The organism is Acinetobacter sp. SK-43 (genome assembly GCF_015351505.1).
In the GTDB taxonomy this organism is placed as follows: domain Bacteria; phylum Pseudomonadota; class Gammaproteobacteria; order Pseudomonadales; family Moraxellaceae; genus Acinetobacter; species Acinetobacter junii.
In genome coordinates, this window is the sequence record NZ_JADKPY010000024.1 from 26,805 (window position 1) to 49,847 (window position 23,043).

Consider the following 23,043-nt stretch of genomic DNA (forward strand, 5'->3'; position numbering starts at 1 on the left):
TTTTGAAGCATAAAGCAAAAAAACGTCCCTTTCACCATCCGATTTACACCTTCGATATTGAAGCTTTTTCACACGAAGGGCGTGGTATAGCGCACTATGGAACACATCCTGACCATCCTAAAGAAAAGCATGGTAAGAAAGTGTTTATTCGTTATGCTCTGGTGGGTGAGACGGTAAAAGCAAAAATTACCAACCAAACCACACGTTTAGAAGAAGCGGAAATGATCACACTAGAAAGTGATGCTTCGGAGCAACGAGTTGCACCTGTGTGCGCACATTTTGGTGTGTGTGGTGGATGTAGTTTGCAACATATTCATCCAGATCAACAGATAGTGTTAAAGCAAAATGTATTGAAGTCACATTTAGAACATTTTGCCGGTTTACAACCAGAAGAATGGTTAGCTCCAATTCGTTCGGTCAAAACAGATTATCGTCGCCGTGCTCGCATTGGCGTGCGATATATTCCAAAACAAAATCGACTAGTGATGGGGTTTCGAGAGCATCACAGCAACCATTTGACTGATATACAGCAATGCAAAGTCTTAGATCAGGTTTTGTCAGATGCGTTGGTAGAACTAAAAACTTTACTCGAAAGTCTAACAGGCAAAGCCCACATCGGTCATATAGAATTGGCGATGGGTGATGATGAGGTCGCGTTATTAATTCGTCACTTGGATGAATTAAATGTGTCGGATGTCAACCAATTGCGTCAATTTACGTTACTCAAGGGATGGCAGTTATACTTTCAATCAAAAGGTATAGACAGTTTGCATCGAGTTGACGATGAATATGCACCTATGCGTTTACATTATAGTCTTGAGGATTTTAAGGTGAAGTTTGCATTTTCGCCTTTAGATTTTACTCAAGTGAATAGCCATGTGAATGCGCGTATGGTTCAGTTGGCATGTGAATTGCTTAATTTGAAAGAGGGTGAGCGAGTACTTGATCTGTTTTGTGGGTTAGGTAATTTCTCTTTACCTTTAGCACGCTGTGTGGGTGAAACGGGTCGAGTCATCGGTGTTGAAGCAAGTGATGAGATGGTTAAACGAGCAACTGAAAATGCGCAAGCAAATTATTTGACTCAAGCCAGCTTCTTTTCACAAGATTTAACAAAAGACTTTTCGCATCATTCTTGGGCAAAGCAAGGATTTGATGCATTATTAATTGATCCTCCACGATCAGGTGCTTATGAGGTTATGCAATACGTACCTAATTTTGGAGCGAAAAGAATCGTTTATGTTTCATGTAATCCTTCGACACTGGCAAGGGATGCAGGTGTACTGGCACAATATGGCTATCAACTTAAAAAAGCGGCAGTGATGGACATGTTTACCCATACTGAACATGTTGAGTCAATTGCCTTATTTGAAAAAATTGAACAGCTTGAAAAGACCCAAGAGATAAACGATTAGAAAATGAGTTACATATCCAGAGGAGAATGGTATGGTCACAGTACGTGAGCAGTTACCTGGACGACTTCACGAGTTGTCAGAGGAAACGACTGTAGAACATGCCGCTGAAGCGCAAAGTGGTCTAGTCTCATGGTTAGATCGAGTGCGCGATATCTTGGGTGGGGCAGAGTTAAAGCAACTACAAAAAGTTGCGCAACTTACCTTAGAAAAAGAGTTAGAAACAACGGTGAATCATCGTAGCAATACCTTTAGTACAGGTATTGGTATGGCGGATATTTTGGCACACTTACATGTTGATGAAGATACGCTTTCGGCAGCTGTCTTATATCGTAGTGTACGTGAAGGTCTGATTACTTTAGAAGATATTCAACAACAATTTGGAGAGCAAGTGTTGAGCCTTGTAAAAGGTACGCTTGCAATGGGTAAGCTCTCTGAGTTGATCGAAAAAAATAAACGTTTAGAAGATCATTTTAATAATAATCAGCGCGAACACCTGAGTGGCATTTATAAAATGCTGATCTCAGTGACGGAAGACGTTCGTGTTGTACTGATTAAGCTTGCTGAGCGTACTTATGCCTTACGTGAATTGGCGACTGCAAGTAAAGAGCGTCAAGAGCGTGTCGCACGAGAAATTCTAACGATTTATTCGCCTTTAGCGCATCGTCTAGGGATTGCTCAACTCAAGTGGGAACTTGAAGATCTTGCATTCCGATATTTAGCGCCAGAGCGATACAAAGAAATTGCTTCTTTGTTGAATGAAAAGCGTTTAGAGCGCGAACAATATATCCAATTCGTGATTGATAAACTCAAAACTGAATTGGCAGAGCATGATATCCAAGCTGAAATTAGTGGTCGAGTAAAACACATTTATTCGATTTATCGCAAAATGAAAAGCAAGAACCTTAGCTTTGATCAGTTATATGATATTCGTGCTGTTCGAGTTTTGGTTAAGGGAGTTCCTGACTGCTATCACGCTTTGGGTATTGTGCATCAGTTGTGGCGTCATATTCCAAATCAGTTTGATGATTATGTAACCAATCCTAAGGCAAATGGCTATCGCTCTTTGCATACGGCTGTGATTGCTGAGAATAAGTCACTTGAAGTACAAATCCGTACGTTTGAAATGCACAATGAGGCAGAATTAGGCGTATGTTCGCACTTTAACTATAAAGAAGGTGCGAAGAATACCGATCATTCATTTAATGATCGCTTACACTCTTTGCGTGCAGTGCTTGAACATTACCAAGAACGTACTGAAACAACACCACATGCCGAAGATGATGAGTCTAATGGTATTGATCATATTCAAGATTTTGAAAATTTTGAAAAGATTTATGTGTTCAGTCGTGATGGGGATATTAAAGAATTACCCCGTGGTTCGACTGTTTTAGATTTTGCTTACCATGTGCACACTGAAGTCGGTAACAAGTGTTATGCTGCACGTGTTAACCAGCGTTATGTTCCTCTTACCTATACCTTGAAAACAGGTGAGCAAGTTGAAATTTTAACTAAAAAAGATCGTGAACCTAATCGTGACTGGTTGGTTAATTCTTTAGGTTATATTAAAACCGCTCGAGCAAGAGATAAGTTACGTCACTGGTTTAGACAGCAAGATCGTAGTAAAAATATTGAAGTTGGACGTGAGTTACTCAATAAAGAGTTGGCGCGTTTAGCGATTCATCCAAAGAGTATTGATCTAAAAGATTATTCATCACATTTTAACTTGAAATCTGGTGATGACATTTTAGTGGCTTTGGTGAGTGGTGATATCAGTCTACATGCATTGATTAATCAAGTTAATCGTCAAATGCATCTAGATCAAGATGAGCCTGAATTAGTGCTGAAACCAGCATTGAATCCACGTGCAAGCCATACTTTATCTGCGCATGGGATTTTGATTGATGGTTTGGATAACGTAGAACTGCATATTGCACAGTGCTGTCAACCTGTTCATGGTGAGTCAATTGGTGGTTATATCACTTTAAATCGTGGTGTAAGTATCCATAAAGTGGCTTGTCCTGATTATATTCGTATGACGACTCAAGAGCCTGAGCGAGCAGTTGAGGCGGATTGGGAAATGCAGCCAACACGAGGGCAGAGTGTTCAAATCGTGGTGGAGGCGTATGATCGCCGTGGTTTACTGAAAGATCTCACACAAGTGATTTTCTCAGACCAAATTAATATTCGTCAGGTCAATACGATTTCTGAGGCAGATGGTATTGCCAATATGAAACTCTTGATTGAAGTTAAAGGTTTGGCGCAATTGTCCCGGTTATTAGCTCGTTTGGAGCAACAACCAGGGATTATTAGCGCTAGGCGTTTGGTTCAAGGAAGTTAAATCAAGAAAAAGCTGCATGTAAATGCAGCTTTTTTGTATCAGCGCTTCGATAAGAAAATATTGGTGAGTCGATTTAAAAACTGTGGGCTAATACTCGACAATTGATACATCAGTTTGGTTTTGATGCCTACAGGTGTGTGTGTCGGAATTAAAGCATGATCTTTTTGTTGTGCCAAATGTAATATTTGTTTGGCAACATCAGCAGGGGTTAAATCAACGCCGATATTTTGAATACTACCTGCATCCATATTCTTCACCATATTGGTTTGAACGAATAAAGGCATGACATCAAGTACACGAATATTGTACTTTTGCCATTCAACATCTAATGCTTCCGTTAAACCACGAACGGCAAATTTACTTGCGGAATATGAGGCTAAATCTGCTTGACCATAAATTGCTGAAGCAGAGGATAAATTGATAACACGAGCAAATCTTGCCTGTTGCAAATGATTTAAAGCCGTATGACAGCCATTTATAACGCCTTTGATATTGATATCAATGGTGCGATGGTGTGATTGGATATCTGTTTTTTCAAATGGCCCAGAATACAAAATTCCAGCATTATTGACTAAAATATTGAGTTCACCAGCCCAGTTTCTAAATTCTTGTAAAGCGATTTGCCATTGATGGTAATTGCTGACATCGAGATAACCAGCCTTAGCATTCTCACCTAACTCAGTGGCTAATTGCTCAGCAAGTTCTTGGTTAATGTCATAAATTCCAACTTTATAGCCATTCTTATGGAATAAACGTGCGATTTCAGCGCCAATTCCTTGTGCAGCACCACTGATAAAAACACTAGCTTGCATTGCTGTCCTTTATATTGATATTTCTTGAGTGGGTGTATATTACGCACAAGCGGCTTTATGCTGCAACAATTTAGCGGTTTAGGTTTGAGGAGGTCATCATGGAAAAATTATTAGAGATCATGCAGGAATTAAGACAAAAATGTCCATGGGATCAACAACAAACACCTGAAAGTTTAACGCGTTATGCAATTGAAGAGGCTTATGAGGTTGAAGCTGCCATACGTGAGGGCAATATTGATGAGATTCGAAATGAATTGGGTGATTTGCTGTTGCAAGTGGTGTTTCAATCACAAATGTTTAGTGAGAAAGGGGCATTTGATTTTAACGATGTGGTAGATGCAATCAGTGAAAAGTTGATACGTCGTCATCCACATGTTTTCCAAGCAGATCAGTTTAAAGATTTGAGTTCAGACCAAGTAAGTGAATTGTGGAAGCAAATTAAGCTACAAGAAAAAAAAGATAAAAGTGTATCTAGATTAGATGAAATCAAACATGCTCCAGCCTTGGTTCAAGCACAAGAGGTTCAAAAGAAAGCAGCGCAACTTGGTTTTGATTTTGAAACGGTGACTGATGCTTATGCGAAATTAGAAGAAGAGTTGGGAGAGTTGCAACAAGCAATTAGAAATCAAAAAAATGATGAAATACAAGAAGAATTCGGAGACTGCCTATTTTCTTTGATCAACGTTGGTCGTAAACTTGGGCAGTCGAGTGAGATGGCATTGTTGGCAACAATTTATAAATTTAGAAGCCGCTTTGCTTATATTGAACAACAAGCACAACGACAAAATAAAGACTTGCAAAAAATGAGTTTGGCGGAAATGGATGAACTCTGGGAGCAAGCAAAACGACAATTAAAAACTGAGGGGAAAACACATGATTTTGTCGCAGCCACGCAGCAGACATAATCTATTTATACTGATTTTACTATGGGTTGGGTGTTATACAAGTGGTTATGCGCAGCAATTTGATCAATCTTATGAAAAGTGGAAAGCTCAACAGCAAGCGCGTGACCAGCAGTTAGCTAAACAGCCCAACAATAGTTACTATTTATCAAGACCTAGTCAGCAAAACACCAAACAACTTTCATCTCCTGTAAATATTCAGTCAGATAAAATTAGTTTGAATCAGGCAAATCTAGAACAGTTACAAACTTTGAATGGAGTGGGACAGAAAAAAGCTCAAGCAATCATTGAATACCGCCAAAAGAAGGGTGGTTTTAAAACAATAGATGAATTAATGAATGTAAAAGGAATCGGGCCAAAACTGCTTGAGAAGAATAAAGCAAAGCTCATACTTTAAGATTCAATAGGGAAAAAGTCGCTAATCTGAGCAATTGATCTGTTGAAACTTCAACAGAATAAATTGCCCTTTGTGTGTGTTAGAGCTATGATTAGCGACAAAATGTTATTTACGTCCTGACGTAGGAGACAGTGTCTTTTGCAAACTTTGCGCGCGTCAAAATGTGGTTTGTCCACAACTCAACTACCACCTTCAATTCTTGATGTAATTGATAGCCTCACTAAAGCAGGTTATGAAGCTTATATCGTCGGTGGTGGTGTTCGCGATATGATGCTTGGTCTTAATCCTAAGGATTTTGACGCAGTTACCAATGCTACACCAGCTCAAGTTAAAGAGGTTTTTGGTCGACGTTGCCGTATTATTGGTCGACGATTTGAGCTTGCACATGTTTATTCTGGTCGAGAATTAATTGAAGTTGCGACCTTTCGCGCACCGCCTAAAAAAGCAGTAACCAGTGCTTCTGGTATGATCTTACGAGATAATAACTGGGGAACGATTGAGCAGGACTTTGCTCGCCGTGATTTCTCAATTAACACTTTATATTATCAACCCCGTAAAGCCATCGTTCTAGATTTTTGTCATGCAGTTGATGACATTAAAACACGTACATTACGATTTCTTGGGGAACCAGCACAGCGTTTCGAAGAAGATCCTGTAAGAATGCTACGTGCCTTGCGTTTTGCTGCAAAATTAAATTTTCAAATTGATTCTTCGATCTTAGATGTATTTAATCCTGAGATGACGCAATTGTTGCGTGATGTCTCACCGCATCGTTTATATGATGAATCTCAAAAATTATTTACGATGGGACATCTGAATCGTGTTCTACCGATGTTGATTGAGTTTGGTGTTTGGAAGCAATTGTTTGCTGAAATTCCACCGAACATCACTGCTTTTATCGAGCGTGCAGCTAGAAATACAGATCAGCGTATTCAAATTGGCAAAACCATTAATCCTGCATTTTTCTATGCGGTATTGTTATGGAAACCTTTTTTAGAGCGATGTGATTTTTATTTAAATAAAGGGATGGTTCCTGCAGAGGCTCGTGCACAAGCAGGTTTGGATGTTTTAAAACGTCAAGCGACTCGAACTATTATTCCTCGTTTTGCTGAAACTTTTATTCGTGAAGTTTGGGAAATGCAGACACGTTTGCTCAATCCAAAACCGCAACAAATAGAAGCCCTAGCAGGACATGCACGTTTTCGCGCAGGATTTGATTTCTTATTGCTTCGTGAGAAGTCTGGTGACACAAGCACAGATGGTATGGGTGTTTGGTGGGAAAACTACCAAGAGATGTCAATTGATCAAAAAGAAGCGGTCATTCGTCAATATAATCGCCAACGTACAAAATCAAGACGTAAGCTTGCTGAAGTTGATGATGCAAAGACTACTGAAATCGAACCTTTGGTGAATGTACCTGAACCTAAAAATCGACGTGCTAAAAAAGAGCGTGTTAGAACAGATGATTCGGTCAATCGTTTTATTGAGAAAGCTTCAACTGATTCAAATTTAATTCATGCTGATCATCCGATTTTGAAACGTAAACGTGTAAAACGTGATTTAGCAGAAGTTGTTTTTGGACCGACGCAATGACGATTCGTACTTATATTGGTTTAGGTTCAAACTTAGGTGACTCAAAACACATTCTTGCAGAAGCAGTTTTGAAATTATCAAGTTTGGGTACTGTTCAAGTCTCTAAACTATATCAAAGTCCACCGATGGGACCGCAAGATCAGCCTCATTATCTGAATGCTGTGGTTCAGTTAGATACAGAATTGTCGCCACTAGATTTGTTGGATCAATTGCAACAATTTGAAAAAGATGCTGGACGTATTCGTTTACGTCATTGGGGAGAGCGGACTCTTGATCTGGATTTACTGATTTATGGACAAGAGCAGATACACAATGAGCGTTTGACCGTACCACATGTTGGTGTGTTGGAGCGTGATTTTGTCGTGATTCCATTATTAGATTTAGATGATCATTTACAAATAAATGGTCATTCTTTAAGAGATTTAGAACTTTTACAGCAAGCAAATTTGACTGTAATCGCAGATCAATCTTGGGCAAATGCTTAAGATTTGTCTGTTTTGGAAATGCCTGTAGAGGACACCATCATGATTAGTCTAAGTGACTTAAGAAAGTTTAAAGCCGAAGGACGCAAGTTTTCATGTCTAACTTGTTACGATGCAAGTATGGCTAAAGCAATGGAACTGGCTGAAATCGATACGATTTTAATCGGTGATTCTCTCGGAATGGCGATACAAGGACGGGACTCAACCCTTCCTGTAACAGTAGAAGATATGGCTTACCATACTGCTGCTGTTCGTCGCGGTAATTCGCATGCTTTGATCATGACTGATTTGCCATTTATGAGTTATGCGACACTTGAAGATGGTTTGAAAAGTGCAAAAGCTGTGATGCAAGTTGGCGCGCAGATGGTCAAGATCGAAGGTGGTGCATGGTTAAGTGAATTGGTTCAAGTGCTTACACGTAATGGTATTCCAGTTTGTGTACATTTGGGTTTAACACCTCAGTCTGTACATGTTTTTGGCGGTTATAAACTACAGGCGAGAACACGTGAAGCAGCTGATCAATTGATTGCAGACTGCCAAGCTGTAGTTGATGCTGGCGCAGCAGTTTTATTGCTTGAATGCGTACCTGCACAACTCGGTAAAGAAATTGCTGAATTATTTCCAAACACACCTGTGATTGGGATTGGTGCAGGTAATCAAACCGATGGTCAAGTGTTGGTTGTACAGGATATGCTTGGGCTAACATTTGGACGTGTTGCACGTTTCGTTCGTAATTTTATGAAAGAACAATCAGGTGAAACAGCAATCCTAGATGCCTTTAAAGCCTATCATGCTGCTGTACAAGATCAGTCTTTCCCAGCTAAAGAACATACTTTCCAAGTTGAGCTGTAATTCATGAAAACAGAAACAACAATTCAAGGCTTAACTGCGTCTCTTTCACCTGCGCGTGCTGCAAAAAAAATGATTGGTTTCGTACCAACCATGGGGAATTTGCATGAAGGTCATTTGACCTTAGTTCGTGAGGCAAAGAAGATTTGCGATGTCGTTGTCGTAAGTATTTTTGTTAATCCAACCCAGTTTGGTGCTGGAGAAGATTTTGATAGTTATCCGCGTACACTAGAACAAGACAGTCGTTTATTGGCTGATGTTGGTTGCGATATTATTTTTGCGCCTTCTGTTGAACAAATGTATGGTTCACAGCCACGTTTAACTAACATTAGTGTTGGTCAGATTACTGACGATTTATGTGGTAAATCACGTCCAGGACATTTTGATGGTGTTGCGGTTGTTGTGACTAAATTATTTAATATTGTTCAGCCAGATTATGCATTTTTCGGGCAAAAAGACTATCAGCAACTTGCTGTTATCCGTCAATTAGTTCAAGACTTGAATATTCCACTTGAAGTGATTGGGGTGCCAATTGTTCGCGCTCAAGATGGTTTGGCTTTAAGCTCTCGTAATGGTTATTTAACTGAAGAGCAACGTGCAACAGCACCGAAGATTTATCAGCTATTGAAACAAGCTGAGCAAGATCTCCATGAAGGTAAAGCCTTGCCAGCGGTTTTGGCTACAATCTCGGATCAGTTGACTCAAGCAGGTTTTGTTGTAGATTATGTCGAGGCTCGACAGCCAAATTTACAGCCAATTGAACAGTTTACTCAAAACTTAGTTCTGTTTGTTGCTGCAAAACTTGGCTCGACACGATTGATTGATAATTTACAAGTCGAATATAAAACATAAAACTATAAAAGGGCAAAATGCCATGAAGCGTATTCTTATCGTTACAGGTCAGTCAGGCTCAGGGAAATCTTCAGCATTACAAGTGCTTGAAGATCTCGGCTATTATTGTATAGATAACTTACCCTTGGCATTATTGCCTGAGATTGTGGCAAAACTAGATCATGAGAATAATTTGGAGCAACTTGCCTTAGGTGTTGATATCCGAAGCACTCGTGCAGATATGCAAGAGTTTGATCATGTCTTTGAGCAGTTAAAAAGACATGGTTCGGTTGATGTTATTTATCTGACGACTCAAGATCAAGATTTGATAGCGCGTTTCAGTGCATCACGACGACCACATCCTTTAGCGAGTCGTTTTAATAGTCTGTTGCAATGTATCCTAGAAGAAAAGCAACTGCTTATTCCGATACAATTTCGCTCTACAGTTCATATTGATACCACAGATAAAAGTGTTCATGATTTAAAACATATCTTACTGTCAAAATTAGGTCAGTCAGATAATTTGATTGTGATCTTGCAATCTTTTGGTTATAAGCACGGAATTCCTTTAGATGCTGATTATGTATTTGACGTAAGACATTTACCAAACCCGCATTGGGATTTAGAATTACGCCGTCTGTCTGGCTTAGATGAGCCAGTCCGTCAATTTTTAGAAAGTAATCAGCAAACCAATGAGATGTTTGCTGATATTTATGCTTTTCTTGAAAAGTGGTTGCCTGCCTTTGCTGAAGGGCATCGCCATTACATGACCATATCCGTGGGTTGTACTGGTGGACAACATCGTTCCGTTTATATTGTGGATAGACTCAAAAAGGCTCTTGAGGCAAAATGGGCTGTCCAAATTTTACATAGAGAAATGAAGCACTGGTCATGATAGACACAACGATTGATGTAATTAATAAACTCGGCTTACATGCACGTGCTTCTGGTAAACTCATCGAAGTCACCACAAAGTTTCGCTCTTCTATTCAGATTGGAAAAGGCGATAAATTGGTTGATGCAAAGAATATTATGTCATTGTTGATGTTAGGTGCAGGTAAAGGCACGACTTTAAGATTAGTGATAGACGGTGCTGATGAAGATAAAGCACTGGAAGAAATTCAAACGCTGTTCGCAGCAAAATTTTATGAGGCAGAGTAATAGTGGCACGTGGTACCCAGCGTTATACCGATGAGGATTTTGAATCATTAGAGGGACGTGCGAGTAGAACCGAACAGAAAAAAGCTGTGCAACGTATGGCAGCTTTAGGTGAGCAATTGGCTCAATTAAATGTAAAACAGATTCAAAAACTTCCTGTTGATGAGCGTTTGATTGATGCGTTGCTTGAAGTGCAAAAGATTAGCTCTTTTGAAGCACGTCGTCGCCAGTTTCAGCGAATCGGTAAACTCTTGCGTAATGAAGATGAAAGTACCATTTTGTCTTATCTTACCCCTCAACAAGGCGCTAAAAAGCAAATGCAATTGATGCGTTGGGTTGATCGTATGATTGATCAAGGTGACCCAATCATCAATGAATTTAGTAAGGTTTTTAATGCCTCTGAACGACACACTTTACGCCAACATGTTCTGCGTATTCATCGTGATATCAAGCAGCAAGTGAGTGAAGAAGAACTTGAGGCATCAAAGCGTAAATTTGTGAATTATGTCCAGCAAGTCGCTCTGTTATCGGATCAAGGTTAATTCAAAAAAGAAGTTTCAAATGAAACTTCTTTTTTTATTTTAGAGTTAGTTTCCAAACTCACCTGTCGCGCGTTCTTTTGCCCATTCTCTTAAAATAAATTTTTGTAATTTCCCTGTTGAGGTTTTTGGAATCTCGGTAATCACCACATCTTTCGGAACTTTAAAGCGAGCCAGCTCCTTTTGGCAATGCAGAATAATATCTTCTGCTGAAGCTGAGATACCTTGCTTTAATTCAATAAAAGCACAGGGAACTTCTTGCCAGCGTGGATCAGGTTTTGCAACGACTGCAGCAGTTAAAACGGCTGGATGGCGATAAAGAACATCTTCGACTTCAAGTGATGAGATATTTTCGCCACCTGAAATAATAATATCTTTGGAGCGATCAGTAATTTTCGCATAACCGTCAGGATGACAAACCGCCAAATCTCCTGTATGGAACCAGCCACCCTTAAATGCCTCCTCTGTTGCCTGTGGATTTTTGAGATAACCTTTCATCACGATATTGCCACGGAACATAATTTCGCCCATGGTTTGCCCATCATTCGGTACGGGTTGCATCGTTTCAGGATCTAGTACGCGCATACTGTCTTGTAACGGATACGGAACGCCTTGACGTGAATGTAATTGAGCTTGCTCTTGGATAGATAAATCACTCCAACCTGCTTGTGCAGCACATAAAGCAGACGGGCCGTAAGTTTCAGTCAAACCATACACATGATTGACATTGATACCTATATTTCGCATCCCTTCAATAATGGCAACGGGAGGCGCTGCGCCAGCCACCATCACTTCGACATGATGATCAAATGATGTGCGTTGATCTACTGGGGCATTGATGAGCATAGACAGCACAATAGGGGCACCGCAGAAATAATCGACTTTGTGTTCAGAAATATATTTGAAGATCAGAGCAGGGTCGACACGACGTAAACAGATATTCGTACCGCCACTAGCAGCAATAGACCAAGCAAAACACCAACCATTACAATGGAAGAGCGGTAATGTCCACAGATAAACAGCACGAGGTTTCATACCGCAAGCCAAGATATTACTTGCCGCATTGAGGTAAGCACCACGATGGTGATAAACCACGCCTTTCGGATTGCCTGTAGTTCCCGAAGTATAATTCAGACTAATGGCATCCCATTCATCTTGTGGGAGCAACCATTCAAATTCAGGATCACCTTGAGCTAACCAAGATTCATATTCGTACTGCCCAAGTGCGATTTGTTCAGCATCATATTCCTCATCAAATACATCAATCACAATAATATCTTGATTGATCAGTGTTAATGCTTCTTCTGCAAGGGTTTTAAATTCAGGGTCGACAAGCAGTACTTTTGATTCTGCATGCGTAAGCATGAAAGCAATAGTTTTTGCATCCAAGCGTGTATTCAGCGTATTGAGTACAGCACCTGCCATTGGTACTGCAAAATGAGCTTCAATCATTGCAGGGACATTTGGTAACAGTACCGAAACGGTATCGTTTTTTTGAATACCTAGATTTTTGAGTTGATGTGCAAACTGGCGACAGCGTTGATAGGTTTGCTGCCAAGTGATTTGACGAGCACCATGAATAATTGCTGCTTGATGAGGGTAAATATACGCAGCACGTTCTAAATAGCGTAAAGGAGATAATGCGACAAAATTTGCAGGGGTTCTTGGTAATTCATCATATGCACTCACCATGTGTCTGTACTCCATTTCTGTTATTTTCATATATCTATAACAACATAGTGTGTTGTTAAACGGAATTCATTTAGGCTTTAGTCTGAAGTGTTGCCTGAATGATTTTGGTTTTTCTGAATCAAAGGTTTCATCCTTATCTAAACCTGTGTAAAATCTTGAATACTTTTTTATCCGCCGTTTTTTATCTTTTGAGGATTCCTCCTCAATACATAATCTCGCGGTGATATGCTCCTTCGTATAGGGCATCACTCCTTAAGGATTTTATTATGCCAATCATTACTTTACCAAATGGTGATCAAAAGCAATTTGATCATCCGATTTCCGTGATGGAACTTGCTCAAAGCATTGGTCCAGGTCTTGCAAAAAATACAGTTGCTGGTCGTATCAATGATCGTTTGGTGGATGCTTGTGATCTAATCACAGAAGATGCGACAGTTCAGATTATTACCCCGAAAGATGAAGAAGGTCTAGAGATCATTCGTCACTCATGTGCGCACTTGGTAGGACATGCGGTTAAGCAATTGTTCCCTGAGGCGAAAATGGTTATCGGCCCAGTGATTGAAGAAGGTTTCTATTACGATATCTGGATGCCACGCCCATTTACTTTGGATGATATGGCGGCGATCGAAGAGCGTATGAAAAAGCTCATCGATCAAGACTATGATGTCATCAAAAAAATGACACCACGTGATGAAGTGATTGCAGAATTTACAGCACGCGGTGAAGAATACAAATTACGCTTGATTGCAGACATGCCAAATGAAACACAAATGGGCTTGTACTACCATCAGGATTATTTGGATATGTGCCGTGGTCCGCACGTACCAAACACTAAATTTTTAAAATCATTCAAACTCACTAAAATCTCTGGTGCATACTGGCGTGGTGATGCGAAGAATGAACAGCTACAACGTATCTATGGTACGGCTTGGGCTGATAAAAAACAGTTAGCAGCTTATATCAAACGTATTGAAGAAGCTGAAAAACGTGACCATCGTAAAATTGGTAAAGCTTTAGACTTATTCCACATGCAAGAAGAAGCACCTGGTATGGTGTTCTGGCATGCGAATGGTTGGACAATTTACCAAGTGCTTGAGCAATACATGCGTAAAGTTCAGCAAGACAATGGTTACCAAGAAATTAAAACACCACAAATTGTTGATTTCACTTTGTGGGAGAAATCAGGACATGCAGCGAACTATGCTGAAAACATGTTTACGACTCATTCAGAAAGTCGTAACTATGCAGTTAAGCCGATGAACTGTCCTTGTCACGTACAAGTGTTCAATCAAGGCTTAAAATCATACCGTGATTTACCAATCCGTTTGGCGGAGTTTGGTTCATGTCATCGTAACGAACCATCTGGTTCATTACACGGGATTATGCGTGTTCGTGGCTTTACCCAAGATGATGCACATATTTTCTGTACCAAAGAGCAAATTGGTAAAGAAGTTGCAGACTTTATTAAACTGACTTTAGATGTTTATAAAGACTTCGGCTTTGAAGAAGTGCAAATGAAACTTTCAACACGTCCTGAAAAGCGTGTAGGTGATGATGCACTTTGGGATTTAGCAGAAAAATCTCTTGCTGATGCTTTAGATGATGCTGGCTTGGCTTGGGACTTGCAACCAGGTGAAGGTGCATTCTATGGTCCGAAGATTGAATTTTCATTAAAAGATTGCTTAGGTCGTGTGTGGCAATGCGGTACAATCCAATGTGACTTCAATTTACCTATTCGTTTAGATGCTTCATATGTGACGGAAGAAAACGAACGTGATCAACCAGTCATGCTGCATCGTGCAATACTTGGTAGTTTTGAGCGTTTTATTGGTATACTAATTGAACATTACGCTGGTTTCATGCCACCTTGGCTTGCCCCAGTTCAAGCTTGTGTTATGAACATTACTGATTCTCAAGCTGAGGCGAGTGAGCAAGTCGTTGCAAAACTCAAAGAAAATGGTCTTCGTGCTATTTCTGACTTGAGAAATGAAAAAATCGGATTTAAGATTCGTGAGCGTACCCTAGAGCGTATTCCTTATCTTCTGGTTCTTGGTGACCGAGAAGTTGAAGAGGGAACTGTCAATGTCCGTACTCGCTCAGGAAAAAATTTAGGTACTATGTCAGTGGATGCATTCATTGATCTAGTGAAATCTGCCGTAGCCGAACGTGGCCGGTACATTGTGGAGTAATAAAGATTAAACAGCCTGACCGTAACCAACAACAAGGTGCTAAAAGTAACCGTCCTGCGATTAACGACGAGATCCGTGCAAAAGAAGTACGCCTTGTTGCTGCAGATGGAGAACAAAAAGGTGTCGTTTCATTAACTGAAGCATTACGTGCTGCTGAAGAAGCAAATCTTGACCTTGTTGAGATTGTTGCTAATGCAGAACCGCCTGTTTGTAAAATCATGGACTACAACAAGCACTTGTTTGATTTGAAACAAAAGCAAAAAGATGCGAAGAAAAAACAGCATCAAGTGCAAGTGAAAGAAATCAAGTTACGTCCAGCAACGGATGTAGGTGATTATCAGGTAAAATTGCGCGCAATTTTACGTTTCCTTGAAGAAGGAAATAAAGTGAAAATTACCTTACGTTTCCGTGGTCGTGAGATGGCGCATCAGCAACTTGGTCTAGCTCAATTGCAAAAGATTGAAGCTGACGTTGCGGAGTTTGGTGTAGTAGAACAAGCTCCGAAGATGGAAGGTCGTCAGATGGGCATGTTACTTGGTCCGAAAAAGAAAAAGTAATTTTTCTAAAAAAAGCACCGCAATAGGCGGTGCTTTTTTATGCCTAAAATTTCTTGCTCAATTGAAAAAATTAAAAAAACTAGCAAATATGATAAAAGATACAATATTCTAAAATTAGTTGAAAAGTTAATTATTGGTAAGCGAGGATATATGTCAATTATTAATGGGACTGATGAGTTATCGGAAATCAATCAAAAAGTCGTACAAGAAGGCGAAATCCTACCTCAAGTTAGATTGAGGGATGGTAGTCATGTACAAACAGGCACTGTCGCAACAATGCTACACAATATTCATTTGTATAACATGGGTGTGCGTGGTGATGTGGAAGATGAGCTTGCTTTAGCGATTCCAACCTTAGTGAAAGTAGGGTTGTTTGATTTGTTTAGTGTAGATGAGTGGATTAATGGCAATAATGCTGGTCGCAAATTTGTTGGAGAAAAAGCAAAAGCATTCTTGGAAAAATCAGACACAATTTTTTAAATCACTCTTTGCATAGACTTTTTATTGTTTCTTTTCGTGCTAGGCTGCTGATCAATAACTATGAACTGTGCTATAACGCAACAACAGTCAGAATAACGATGAATAGGGCAACATAAATGATTGACTTATATTATTGGGGAACTCCCAATGGGCACAAAATAACGATTGCTTTAGAAGAAATGAAACTCGATTATCAGATTTTCCCGATTAATATTTTAGAAAACGATCAGTTTCAACCCGATTTTCTTAGGATATCTCCAAATAATAAAATTCCTGCAATAGTCGATCAAAATGGACCGCGTGGAGAACCTATTTCAGTATTTGAATCAGGTGCAATTCTACAATATTTAGGTCGTAAAACAGGTTTGTTTTATCCAACTGATGAACAAGAACGTGTTGAGGTTGAGCAATGGTTGATGTGGCAAATGGGTGGTTTTGGTCCGATGCTGGGTCAGAATCATCATTTTAGTAAATTTGCACCTGAACGTATTCCTTATGCGATAGAGCGCTATGTGAATGAAACTAAACGTCTGTATGATGTGCTCAATAAACAATTAATTGGTCAAAAGTTTGTAGCTGGTGAATACTCTATTGCGGATATGGCTATCCTGCCGTGGGCGTTGCGTTACGATTGGCAAGGCATACAGCTTGAGGATTATCCATATGTTCAAGACTATATTGAACGTTTGACCGCACGTCCTGCAATTCAAAAAGCATTATCGATCAAAGTTTAATTTTATTATTACTACCGTGTTTAATGATTATATTAAGCATTGGGCTCTTCTCATGGGATTACTGATCGTAGTAGCAGTGAGTTGCAGTCTGATGCGATATTTTTTAGCGATAGATAACTTTGAATTGATGGTCTTTGTTTTAATCTTAAGCACAGGCTTTGTTTTTGCTTCACTATTTGCACTTTTACAAGTCAAAGAAAAGCATTCTGTTTTTCATACAGGTATTTGTGGAGGCATTTTTGCTTTATACCTTATCTTACTTTTTTATGTTGATCTCACACTGTTGATTGATTGGAATGCTGTTTCAGAGGGTGAGATACAATTAACAATATTACAGAAAATGATTAAATCTGATGCCGCATTTTGGATTACTTTTATTGTTCCATTTTTATATTCAAGCCTAAGTTATATTGTCCGATCTAAATCAGAGCCAAAAGTTTCGTGATCTCTTATCTTTTACTATTTATTTCTGCTTTTGGCGCAGCGACATTACTGCCTCTACAGTCAGAGGCAGTCTTAATGACTTTACTGGTGCAGGGGCTTTCTAATCCATTTTATTTGATTTTAGTTGCGACTGTAGGCAATGTATTAGGCTCATGTGTGAACTGGTGGTTAGGGCTGAAAATTGAACATTTTAAAGATAAAAAATGGTTTCCTGTTTCTGAACAGCGTTTAGTACAAGCACAACAGATTTATCATAAATATGGTTTCTATTCTTTATTATTAAGCTGGACTCCTGTCGTTGGAGATCCGATCACTTTAATTGCAGGATTGATGAAAGAAAACTTTTGGCGCTTTTTGCTGATCGTTACGATTGCCAAAGGTGGGCGTTATTTAACTTTATATGCTTTATATCTAGGTGTTTTCTGAGGGTAGGGAAAGCTTACAGGCTTCCCTAAGTGTTCTAATGATCCGAACCTTTGGTGATATCGATTTTAAATAAATCAGTAGTTTTAAACCAACAATAAGTCACCACAGCAAGTGTCATACATCCGCCAAAAATGGTTGCAGTTATGGTTCCCATATACTTAGCGGCTAAACCAGACTCAAAAGCGCCGAGTTCATTGCTTGAAGAAACGAACATGCCATTAACCGCAGCAACACGACCTCGCATATTCTCAGGTGGGAAAATCTGTAAGACGGTTTGACGAACAACAACAGAAACACTATCACATGCACCTGTCATTGCCAGTGCAAACAGAGATAGCCAAATGTTATTTGAGTATGCAAATAGAATAGTAAAAATACCAAAACCAGCAACAGCGAATAACATATTTCGCCAAGCATGATGCGTTGGTGGAAATTTGGTTAAAACAAACATTGTTAACAACGCACCAATTGATGGAGCAGCACGTAAATATCCCAATCCTTCTGGACCGACCTTTAAAATATCCTCAGCAAATATAGGCAGAAGTGCAATTACCCCTCCAAATAATACTGAAATAAGATCTAATGATATGGCCCATAAGACAATTTTGGTTTTCCAAATAAAGCGAAAACCGTCTGTCAGACTTTGAAGAACGTTCTCAGTTTCCATTTTTGGAAAAGTTCTTTTTTGAAGTAGGGTAATCAAAATAAAACAAGTTGCTAACAATCCTGTGACTGTGAACAAGCTGGTCTCTCGCCCAAGAAATGCCAACATAAATCCACCCAACATTGGACCTATAATCACACCACTTTGCCAACCAATCGTCGTCCATGTTGCACCATTCGCATAAAGTTCACGTGGAATAAGAAATGGCTTGAGAGAGGTTGCTGAGGGATTGTAGAAACCTCGAATTGTTCCTAATGCGAAAATGACTGCATAAATTCCCCATGACAAAGTTGAGACACTAATCTTTTCTAAACCGTATAAATGAAAGAGTGCCCAGAGCACGAGTGGCAATGGTGCTGCAAAAAATAAACAGACCTTCATAATGGTTTGCTTATTGAGCTTATCTGCAAAATAACCACCCCATAAGGAAAGCGCAATAAATGGAATGGCTTCAGCTAAACCGATAAAACCTAATGTGAGTGGATCACGTGTGATTTGATATAGTGAATAAGCAACGATAATTTCTTGAATCAGAATTGCCAATGTTAAGCAGAATTGATTCAAGGTAACGATAGAGAAATCTCGATAGCGCAATGCAGCAAAAGCATCTTGTTGTGTGTTCATTTCGAGTGTTTATGATTGAATTGAAGCTATTATAAGCAAGTAATTAATGTAAATTTCTCGTATTTTGAGAATTAATGATGGAAAATTTCGTTTGAGTAAAAGTCTTACTCTTACTCAAAAAATGAGCATTTTACTTTTGTTTTATTCTCAGATGTTATATCATGCTGCCTTCCTTACCTGCAGGTCGATTTGCAATAGTGCAAACGCGCCGAACAGGTGCCTAAAAGAGGTTACTATGGCTAAGTTAAAAACTCGCCGTGGTGCAGCTAAACGCTTCAAAGCGACTGCAAACGGTTTCAAGCGCAAACAAGCATTCAAGCGCCACATTTTGACCAAAAAATCTGCTAAGCGTATCCGTCAATTGCGCGGTTGTGTAATGGTTCACGTAAGTGACGTTGCATCAGTTCGTGCTATGTGCCCATACATCTAAGGAGATTATAAATGGCTCGTGTAAAACGTGGTGTAGTGGCTCATCGTCGTCACAAAAAAATTCTTGCTCGCGCTAAAGGTTACTATGGTGCTCGTTCACGCGTTTACCGCGTAGCGTTCCAAGCGGTAATCAAAGCTGGTCAATACGCTTACCGTGACCGCCGTCAAAAGAAACGTCAATTCCGTGCTTTATGGATTGCGCGTATCAATGCTGGTGCTCGTCAAAACGGTTTGTCTTACAGCCGTATGATCGATGGCTTGAAAAAAGCTCAAGTGATCATCGACCGTCGCGTATTAGCTGACATCGCTATGCATGATGCAGTAGCATTTGCTGCTTTAGCTGAAAAAGCTAAAGGCGCATTAGCTGCATAAGCTTAGAGATTCAAAAGAAGGCCGCTTTTTAGCGGTCTTTTTTTATGGTTTTAGGATTTAGTAATAGAGAATAATTAGAGATCAATAAAATCTCCTAAAAGAATAGGAGCATCCATAATTTATTTTTTTTATAACTGTAAATTATTGCTTTTAGTAGTCTAAGTTTTCACAATTTAAGTATGTGATTTAAATTGTGAAAACTCTATTTTTTATGGCTAAATATTTTTTTAATTTAGAAAAATGATCTTAATAATTAGTTCGCTTTTGCACAGTTTTTGCTTCTTTAACATTCATATACAAGTTGGGTGATCAACACTTAGCTGAACAAATTTTTGTGGAGGTTGAATTGCAAAGTAATCGAAAAGGTCAAATACGTACAGCTAACTTTGGAGATGCAGCTAAAATCGCTGAGATTCATGTACAGTGCTGGAAAGAAACTTACGCAAATATCCTTAATCAAGAAATATTAGATCAATTAGATGTACAGGAAAAATTGATATTATGGCAAGCAATCACAAGAAGTTTAGATCATCAATTGTTAGTGTATATTGAAGATCAAAAAATAAAGGGTTTTTTAGATGGATATTTAAATCCTGAAAATAATGTGGCTGAAATTCGCGCTTTTTATCTTTTGCAGGACATCCAAAAACAAGGTATTGGGCGTGAAATGTTTCAATGCTTTTACGACTATGTTGTTCTGAAAAGATATCAGTTTATTCGTTTAGAGGTTTTTAAGAAGAACCCCAGTCGTTTCTTTTATGAAAAGATTGGAGCTGAATTGATTGGGGAAGCCGAACTTCCAGAGTTCGGCGAAGGAATAACGGAGCTAATTTATCAATGGGAAATTTAATCTAATTAAAAGCTGTACGCTTTTATTAAAGCCCAAAATAATAAGCAACCAAACAGATAATTACTGTAAGAATAATTAATTTAATGACGCTAGAAGTTCCAACCTTGTGTGGATGAGCTTCATTGAACTGTTGTGGGATTTCCATGGTTCGGTCGATGATCTCTGGTTCATCCATGGTAAGTTGAGCTGTCTGATAATGATTTGCTGTTTTGACGATTAATTTAGCGAATAAATCCTCAGCCTTCTGTGAAAAATTACGAAGATTGATTTGTTCTTCAGGGCTAATAAGTTCACCAGAATCTGTATAAGGGTGCTTTTTTTGTTCTTCTAAGTGGTCGATAAGTGCTTGTGTTCGATGTAATAATTGATGAGCACAATCAGCTGGATAATCTGTTGGGATCAACGCTAAAAGTGTTTCATCAGGCTGATTATGATCTATTTCGTAGCCATAAAATGGGAAATCTTGTTGTTCAGGTTCTAAAAAGTATTCCGCATATTTGCTATTGAATAATTCGCGCTCTAAAAATTTTGAGACATCGTTCCAATTGATTTTCTGTAAATCAGTATCGATTTTTTTAGCGTATTTATCATTTAATTCATAGCGCCAAAATGTCTCTTCTCTTATTGTGTTTTTTTGAGAAAAAGGTGTTTCAAATTCCTGATCAGTGTTAAACCATTCAGCGAGTTCATGTCCGCAAATCCAAGCGGTTTTTTTATTGGCTTGATGACTTACAATAAAATGTGCAAAAGGTAGAAGTTCGACATTAGGATTCGGATTTTGTTCGTCGTTGAGAATACTAGAAAGATGTAAGCTTAGTTTTTTGACGCCTTGTTTTTTCAAACCCTCAAGCCAAATTTGGAAATGTTGTGCCAGCAAATGTTGTGATAGTAGATCTCTGAAGATTAAGCAGTTTTTACTAAAAATAGGATGTTCGATCCAGCGATTAAAGTTTAGATTTCCTGCAAGAAATTCATTGCCATAGCTAACAAGTGTAAGTTGTTGTTTCCAGATTTGATCAAGCGCCATCGTTATTGTTTCTCATTGACGATACTCGTATCTTATACATTTTATTCAGATATTGATTATTTTTTGCGAAAATTTATTGCACCACAGGCATTTGTTGTCCATTTGGGCATAAAGTTTAACGCTAAAAAGTACTCTATTTAAACAGTCCTTTATCTTCATAAACTAGGTAAAAAGCTGATAAACTATAGCGTTTTATTATATTTCTATAATTTGTTGCTTTGAGAGTTACTATGTCACTGGAAGCCCTGACCACTGAAGCGCTTGCTGCCATTGCAGCGGCTCAAGACCTTGCCGCACTCGACCAAGTTCGTGTGCAATTTACAGGGAAAAAAAGCCAGCTTGCAGAGCAGTCTAAAGCATTAGGAAAAATGGATCCTGAAGAGCGCAAAGTACAAGGTGCTGCGATTCATGCTGTTCGTGAGGCTATCAATGCTGCTTTGACTGAACGTCAGCAGACACTACAACAAGCTGAGTTGGCAAAAAAATTAGCAAGCGAAACGATTGATATCACTTTGCCTGGTCGCGGTCAGCGTATGGGAAGCATCCATCCTGTGACTCAAGTTCAGGAACGTATTTGTCAATTCTTTACCAAAGCAGGCTTTCAGGTTGCACATGGCCCAGAAGTTGAAGATGATTATCACAACTTTGAAGCCTTAAATATTCCAGGTCATCATCCAGCACGCGCGATGCATGATACTTTCTATTTCGATGCAACGCATTTACTTCGTACTCATACCTCGGGTGTACAAATTCGTACCATGGAGACAAGTCAGCCGCCAATTCGCATCGTGTGTCCTGGTCGTGTATATCGTTGTGACTCGGATCAAACGCATTCGCCGATGTTCCATCAGATCGAAGGTTTGTACGTTGCTGAAAACACCAGCTTTGCTGAGCTAAAAGGTCTATTGATTAATCTTCTGAATGAATTTTTCGAAAAAGATTTAAAAGTGCGTTTCCGTCCATCTTACTTCCCATTCACTGAACCAAGTGCTGAGGTGGATATTATGGATGAACGCGGTCGTTGGTTGGAAGTTTTAGGTTGTGGCATGGTACATCCAAATGTACTTCGTGCTTCTGGTATTGATCCTGATAAATACAAAGGTTTTGCTTTTGGTTTAGGGGTAGAGCGTTTTGCAATGTTGCGTTATGGCATCAATGACTTACGTATGTTCTACCAAAACGATGTGCGTTTTTTACGCCAGTTTGCCTAACAGTTTTTCAGGATTAAATAAGGTTTATACA

General features: G+C 39.2%; 25 protein-coding genes. 21 read left to right on the forward strand and 4 right to left on the reverse strand.

Annotated features, from left to right (window positions below; genetic code table 11):
- Positions 1 to 2: 2 nt before the first annotated feature.
- Together rlmD and IRT38_RS06110 are read left to right on the forward strand one after the other, a co-directional pair.
- Positions 3 to 1,412: a 23S rRNA (uracil(1939)-C(5))-methyltransferase RlmD gene (gene rlmD, locus IRT38_RS06105; RefSeq protein ID WP_194597216.1), complete on the forward strand. Its 1,410-nt coding sequence runs from the start codon at positions 3 to 5 to the stop codon at positions 1,410 to 1,412.
- 31 nt (positions 1,413 to 1,443) lie between these two features.
- Positions 1,444 to 3,750, forward strand: coding sequence for a RelA/SpoT family protein (locus tag IRT38_RS06110; RefSeq protein ID WP_004906689.1), 2,307 nt, complete (start codon positions 1,444 to 1,446; stop codon positions 3,748 to 3,750).
- Between the two features lie 38 nt (positions 3,751 to 3,788).
- Here IRT38_RS06110 and IRT38_RS06115 read toward each other — a convergent pair whose 3' ends face one another.
- Positions 3,789 to 4,562 (reverse strand): SDR family oxidoreductase, encoded by a 774-nt coding sequence (locus IRT38_RS06115; RefSeq protein WP_194597217.1) that lies wholly within the window; start codon positions 4,560 to 4,562, stop codon positions 3,789 to 3,791.
- A gap of 98 nt (positions 4,563 to 4,660) precedes the next feature.
- Between IRT38_RS06115 and mazG the strand changes: the two genes are divergently transcribed.
- The 9 genes from mazG to yjgA all read left to right on the forward strand — a co-directional run bounded on the left by mazG (position 4,661) and on the right by yjgA (position 11,316).
- On the forward strand, positions 4,661 to 5,467 hold the full coding sequence (mazG, locus tag IRT38_RS06120) for a nucleoside triphosphate pyrophosphohydrolase (protein ID WP_099948111.1): 807 nt from the start codon (positions 4,661 to 4,663) through the stop codon (positions 5,465 to 5,467).
- On the forward strand, positions 5,436 to 5,861 hold the full coding sequence (locus IRT38_RS06125; RefSeq protein WP_194597218.1) for a ComEA family DNA-binding protein: 426 nt from the start codon (positions 5,436 to 5,438) through the stop codon (positions 5,859 to 5,861). Before mazG ends, IRT38_RS06125 begins: the two co-directional genes overlap by 32 nt.
- 138 nt (positions 5,862 to 5,999) lie before the next feature.
- Positions 6,000 to 7,454, forward strand: coding sequence for a polynucleotide adenylyltransferase PcnB (gene pcnB, locus IRT38_RS06130; RefSeq protein WP_004906699.1), 1,455 nt, complete (start codon positions 6,000 to 6,002; stop codon positions 7,452 to 7,454).
- On the forward strand, positions 7,451 to 7,939 hold the full coding sequence (gene folK, locus IRT38_RS06135) for a 2-amino-4-hydroxy-6-hydroxymethyldihydropteridine diphosphokinase (RefSeq protein ID WP_004960709.1): 489 nt from the start codon (positions 7,451 to 7,453) through the stop codon (positions 7,937 to 7,939). Before pcnB ends, folK begins: the two co-directional genes overlap by 4 nt.
- Before the next feature lie 39 nt (positions 7,940 to 7,978).
- Positions 7,979 to 8,788 carry a 3-methyl-2-oxobutanoate hydroxymethyltransferase gene (gene panB, locus IRT38_RS06140; RefSeq protein ID WP_004906704.1) on the forward strand — a complete coding sequence of 270 codons (810 nt, stop codon included), beginning with the start codon at positions 7,979 to 7,981 and terminating at the stop codon, positions 8,786 to 8,788.
- A gap of 3 nt (positions 8,789 to 8,791) precedes the next feature.
- Positions 8,792 to 9,637 (forward strand): pantoate--beta-alanine ligase, encoded by an 846-nt coding sequence (panC, locus tag IRT38_RS06145; protein WP_194597219.1) that lies wholly within the window; start codon positions 8,792 to 8,794, stop codon positions 9,635 to 9,637.
- 22 nt (positions 9,638 to 9,659) lie between these two features.
- On the forward strand, positions 9,660 to 10,511 hold the full coding sequence (rapZ, locus tag IRT38_RS06150) for an RNase adapter RapZ (RefSeq protein WP_194597220.1): 852 nt from the start codon (positions 9,660 to 9,662) through the stop codon (positions 10,509 to 10,511).
- On the forward strand, positions 10,508 to 10,777 hold the full coding sequence (locus IRT38_RS06155; RefSeq protein ID WP_004637957.1) for an HPr family phosphocarrier protein: 270 nt from the start codon (positions 10,508 to 10,510) through the stop codon (positions 10,775 to 10,777). Before rapZ ends, IRT38_RS06155 begins: the two co-directional genes overlap by 4 nt.
- A gap of 2 nt (positions 10,778 to 10,779) precedes the next feature.
- Entirely contained in the window at positions 10,780 to 11,316 is a 537-nt protein-coding gene (yjgA, locus tag IRT38_RS06160; RefSeq protein ID WP_004955693.1) for a ribosome biogenesis factor YjgA, read from the forward strand.
- Positions 11,317 to 11,361: 45 nt separating this feature from the next.
- Here yjgA and IRT38_RS06165 read toward each other — a convergent pair whose 3' ends face one another.
- Positions 11,362 to 13,005, reverse strand: a complete 1,644-nt coding sequence (locus IRT38_RS06165; RefSeq protein WP_194597221.1) for an acyl-CoA synthetase — start codon at positions 13,003 to 13,005, stop codon at positions 11,362 to 11,364.
- A 266-nt stretch (positions 13,006 to 13,271) separates the two neighbouring features.
- On the opposite strand from IRT38_RS06165, the gene thrS reads away from it, so the two are divergent.
- From thrS to IRT38_RS06195, 6 genes are all read left to right on the forward strand, one after another.
- On the forward strand, positions 13,272 to 15,194 hold the full coding sequence (gene thrS / locus IRT38_RS06170) for a threonine--tRNA ligase (protein ID WP_004906717.1): 1,923 nt from the start codon (positions 13,272 to 13,274) through the stop codon (positions 15,192 to 15,194).
- Positions 15,195 to 15,199: 5 nt separating this feature from the next.
- Positions 15,200 to 15,751, forward strand: a complete 552-nt coding sequence (infC, locus tag IRT38_RS06175; protein ID WP_075696111.1) for a translation initiation factor IF-3 — start codon at positions 15,200 to 15,202, stop codon at positions 15,749 to 15,751.
- 150 nt (positions 15,752 to 15,901) lie between these two features.
- Positions 15,902 to 16,231, forward strand: a complete 330-nt coding sequence (locus IRT38_RS06180; protein WP_194597236.1) for a hypothetical protein — start codon at positions 15,902 to 15,904, stop codon at positions 16,229 to 16,231.
- Positions 16,232 to 16,347: 116 nt separating this feature from the next.
- A complete protein-coding gene (locus IRT38_RS06185; RefSeq protein WP_194597222.1) occupies positions 16,348 to 16,965 on the forward strand; it encodes a glutathione S-transferase N-terminal domain-containing protein in 618 nt (205 codons plus the stop codon).
- Between the two features lie 52 nt (positions 16,966 to 17,017).
- Entirely contained in the window at positions 17,018 to 17,410 is a 393-nt protein-coding gene (locus tag IRT38_RS06190) for a hypothetical protein (protein WP_227592146.1), read from the forward strand.
- Positions 17,410 to 17,835, forward strand: coding sequence for a YqaA family protein (locus IRT38_RS06195; RefSeq protein WP_042891713.1), 426 nt, complete (start codon positions 17,410 to 17,412; stop codon positions 17,833 to 17,835). Before IRT38_RS06190 ends, IRT38_RS06195 begins: the two co-directional genes overlap by 1 nt.
- Positions 17,836 to 17,869: 34 nt before the next feature.
- On the opposite strand, the gene IRT38_RS06200 is transcribed toward IRT38_RS06195, so the two are convergent.
- Entirely contained in the window at positions 17,870 to 19,123 is a 1,254-nt protein-coding gene (locus IRT38_RS06200; RefSeq protein WP_194597223.1) for an MFS transporter, read from the reverse strand.
- Between the two features lie 235 nt (positions 19,124 to 19,358).
- Here IRT38_RS06200 and rpmI point away from each other — a divergent pair, with 235 nt between their 5' ends.
- From rpmI to IRT38_RS06215, 3 genes are all read left to right on the forward strand, one after another.
- Positions 19,359 to 19,553, forward strand: a complete 195-nt coding sequence (rpmI, locus tag IRT38_RS06205; RefSeq protein WP_004637967.1) for a 50S ribosomal protein L35 — start codon at positions 19,359 to 19,361, stop codon at positions 19,551 to 19,553.
- Positions 19,554 to 19,564: 11 nt separating this feature from the next.
- Positions 19,565 to 19,924, forward strand: coding sequence for a 50S ribosomal protein L20 (rplT, locus tag IRT38_RS06210; protein ID WP_000124858.1), 360 nt, complete (start codon positions 19,565 to 19,567; stop codon positions 19,922 to 19,924).
- 346 nt (positions 19,925 to 20,270) lie between these two features.
- On the forward strand, positions 20,271 to 20,774 hold the full coding sequence (locus IRT38_RS06215) for a GNAT family N-acetyltransferase (RefSeq protein ID WP_194597224.1): 504 nt from the start codon (positions 20,271 to 20,273) through the stop codon (positions 20,772 to 20,774).
- A gap of 25 nt (positions 20,775 to 20,799) precedes the next feature.
- On the opposite strand, the gene IRT38_RS06220 is transcribed toward IRT38_RS06215, so the two are convergent.
- Positions 20,800 to 21,801: a hypothetical protein gene (locus IRT38_RS06220; RefSeq protein WP_194597225.1), complete on the reverse strand. Its 1,002-nt coding sequence runs from the start codon at positions 21,799 to 21,801 to the stop codon at positions 20,800 to 20,802.
- Between the two features lie 230 nt (positions 21,802 to 22,031).
- On the opposite strand from IRT38_RS06220, the gene pheS reads away from it, so the two are divergent.
- On the forward strand, positions 22,032 to 23,012 hold the full coding sequence (gene pheS, locus IRT38_RS06225; RefSeq protein WP_004955712.1) for a phenylalanine--tRNA ligase subunit alpha: 981 nt from the start codon (positions 22,032 to 22,034) through the stop codon (positions 23,010 to 23,012).
- The last annotated feature ends 31 nt before the right edge of the window (positions 23,013 to 23,043 follow it).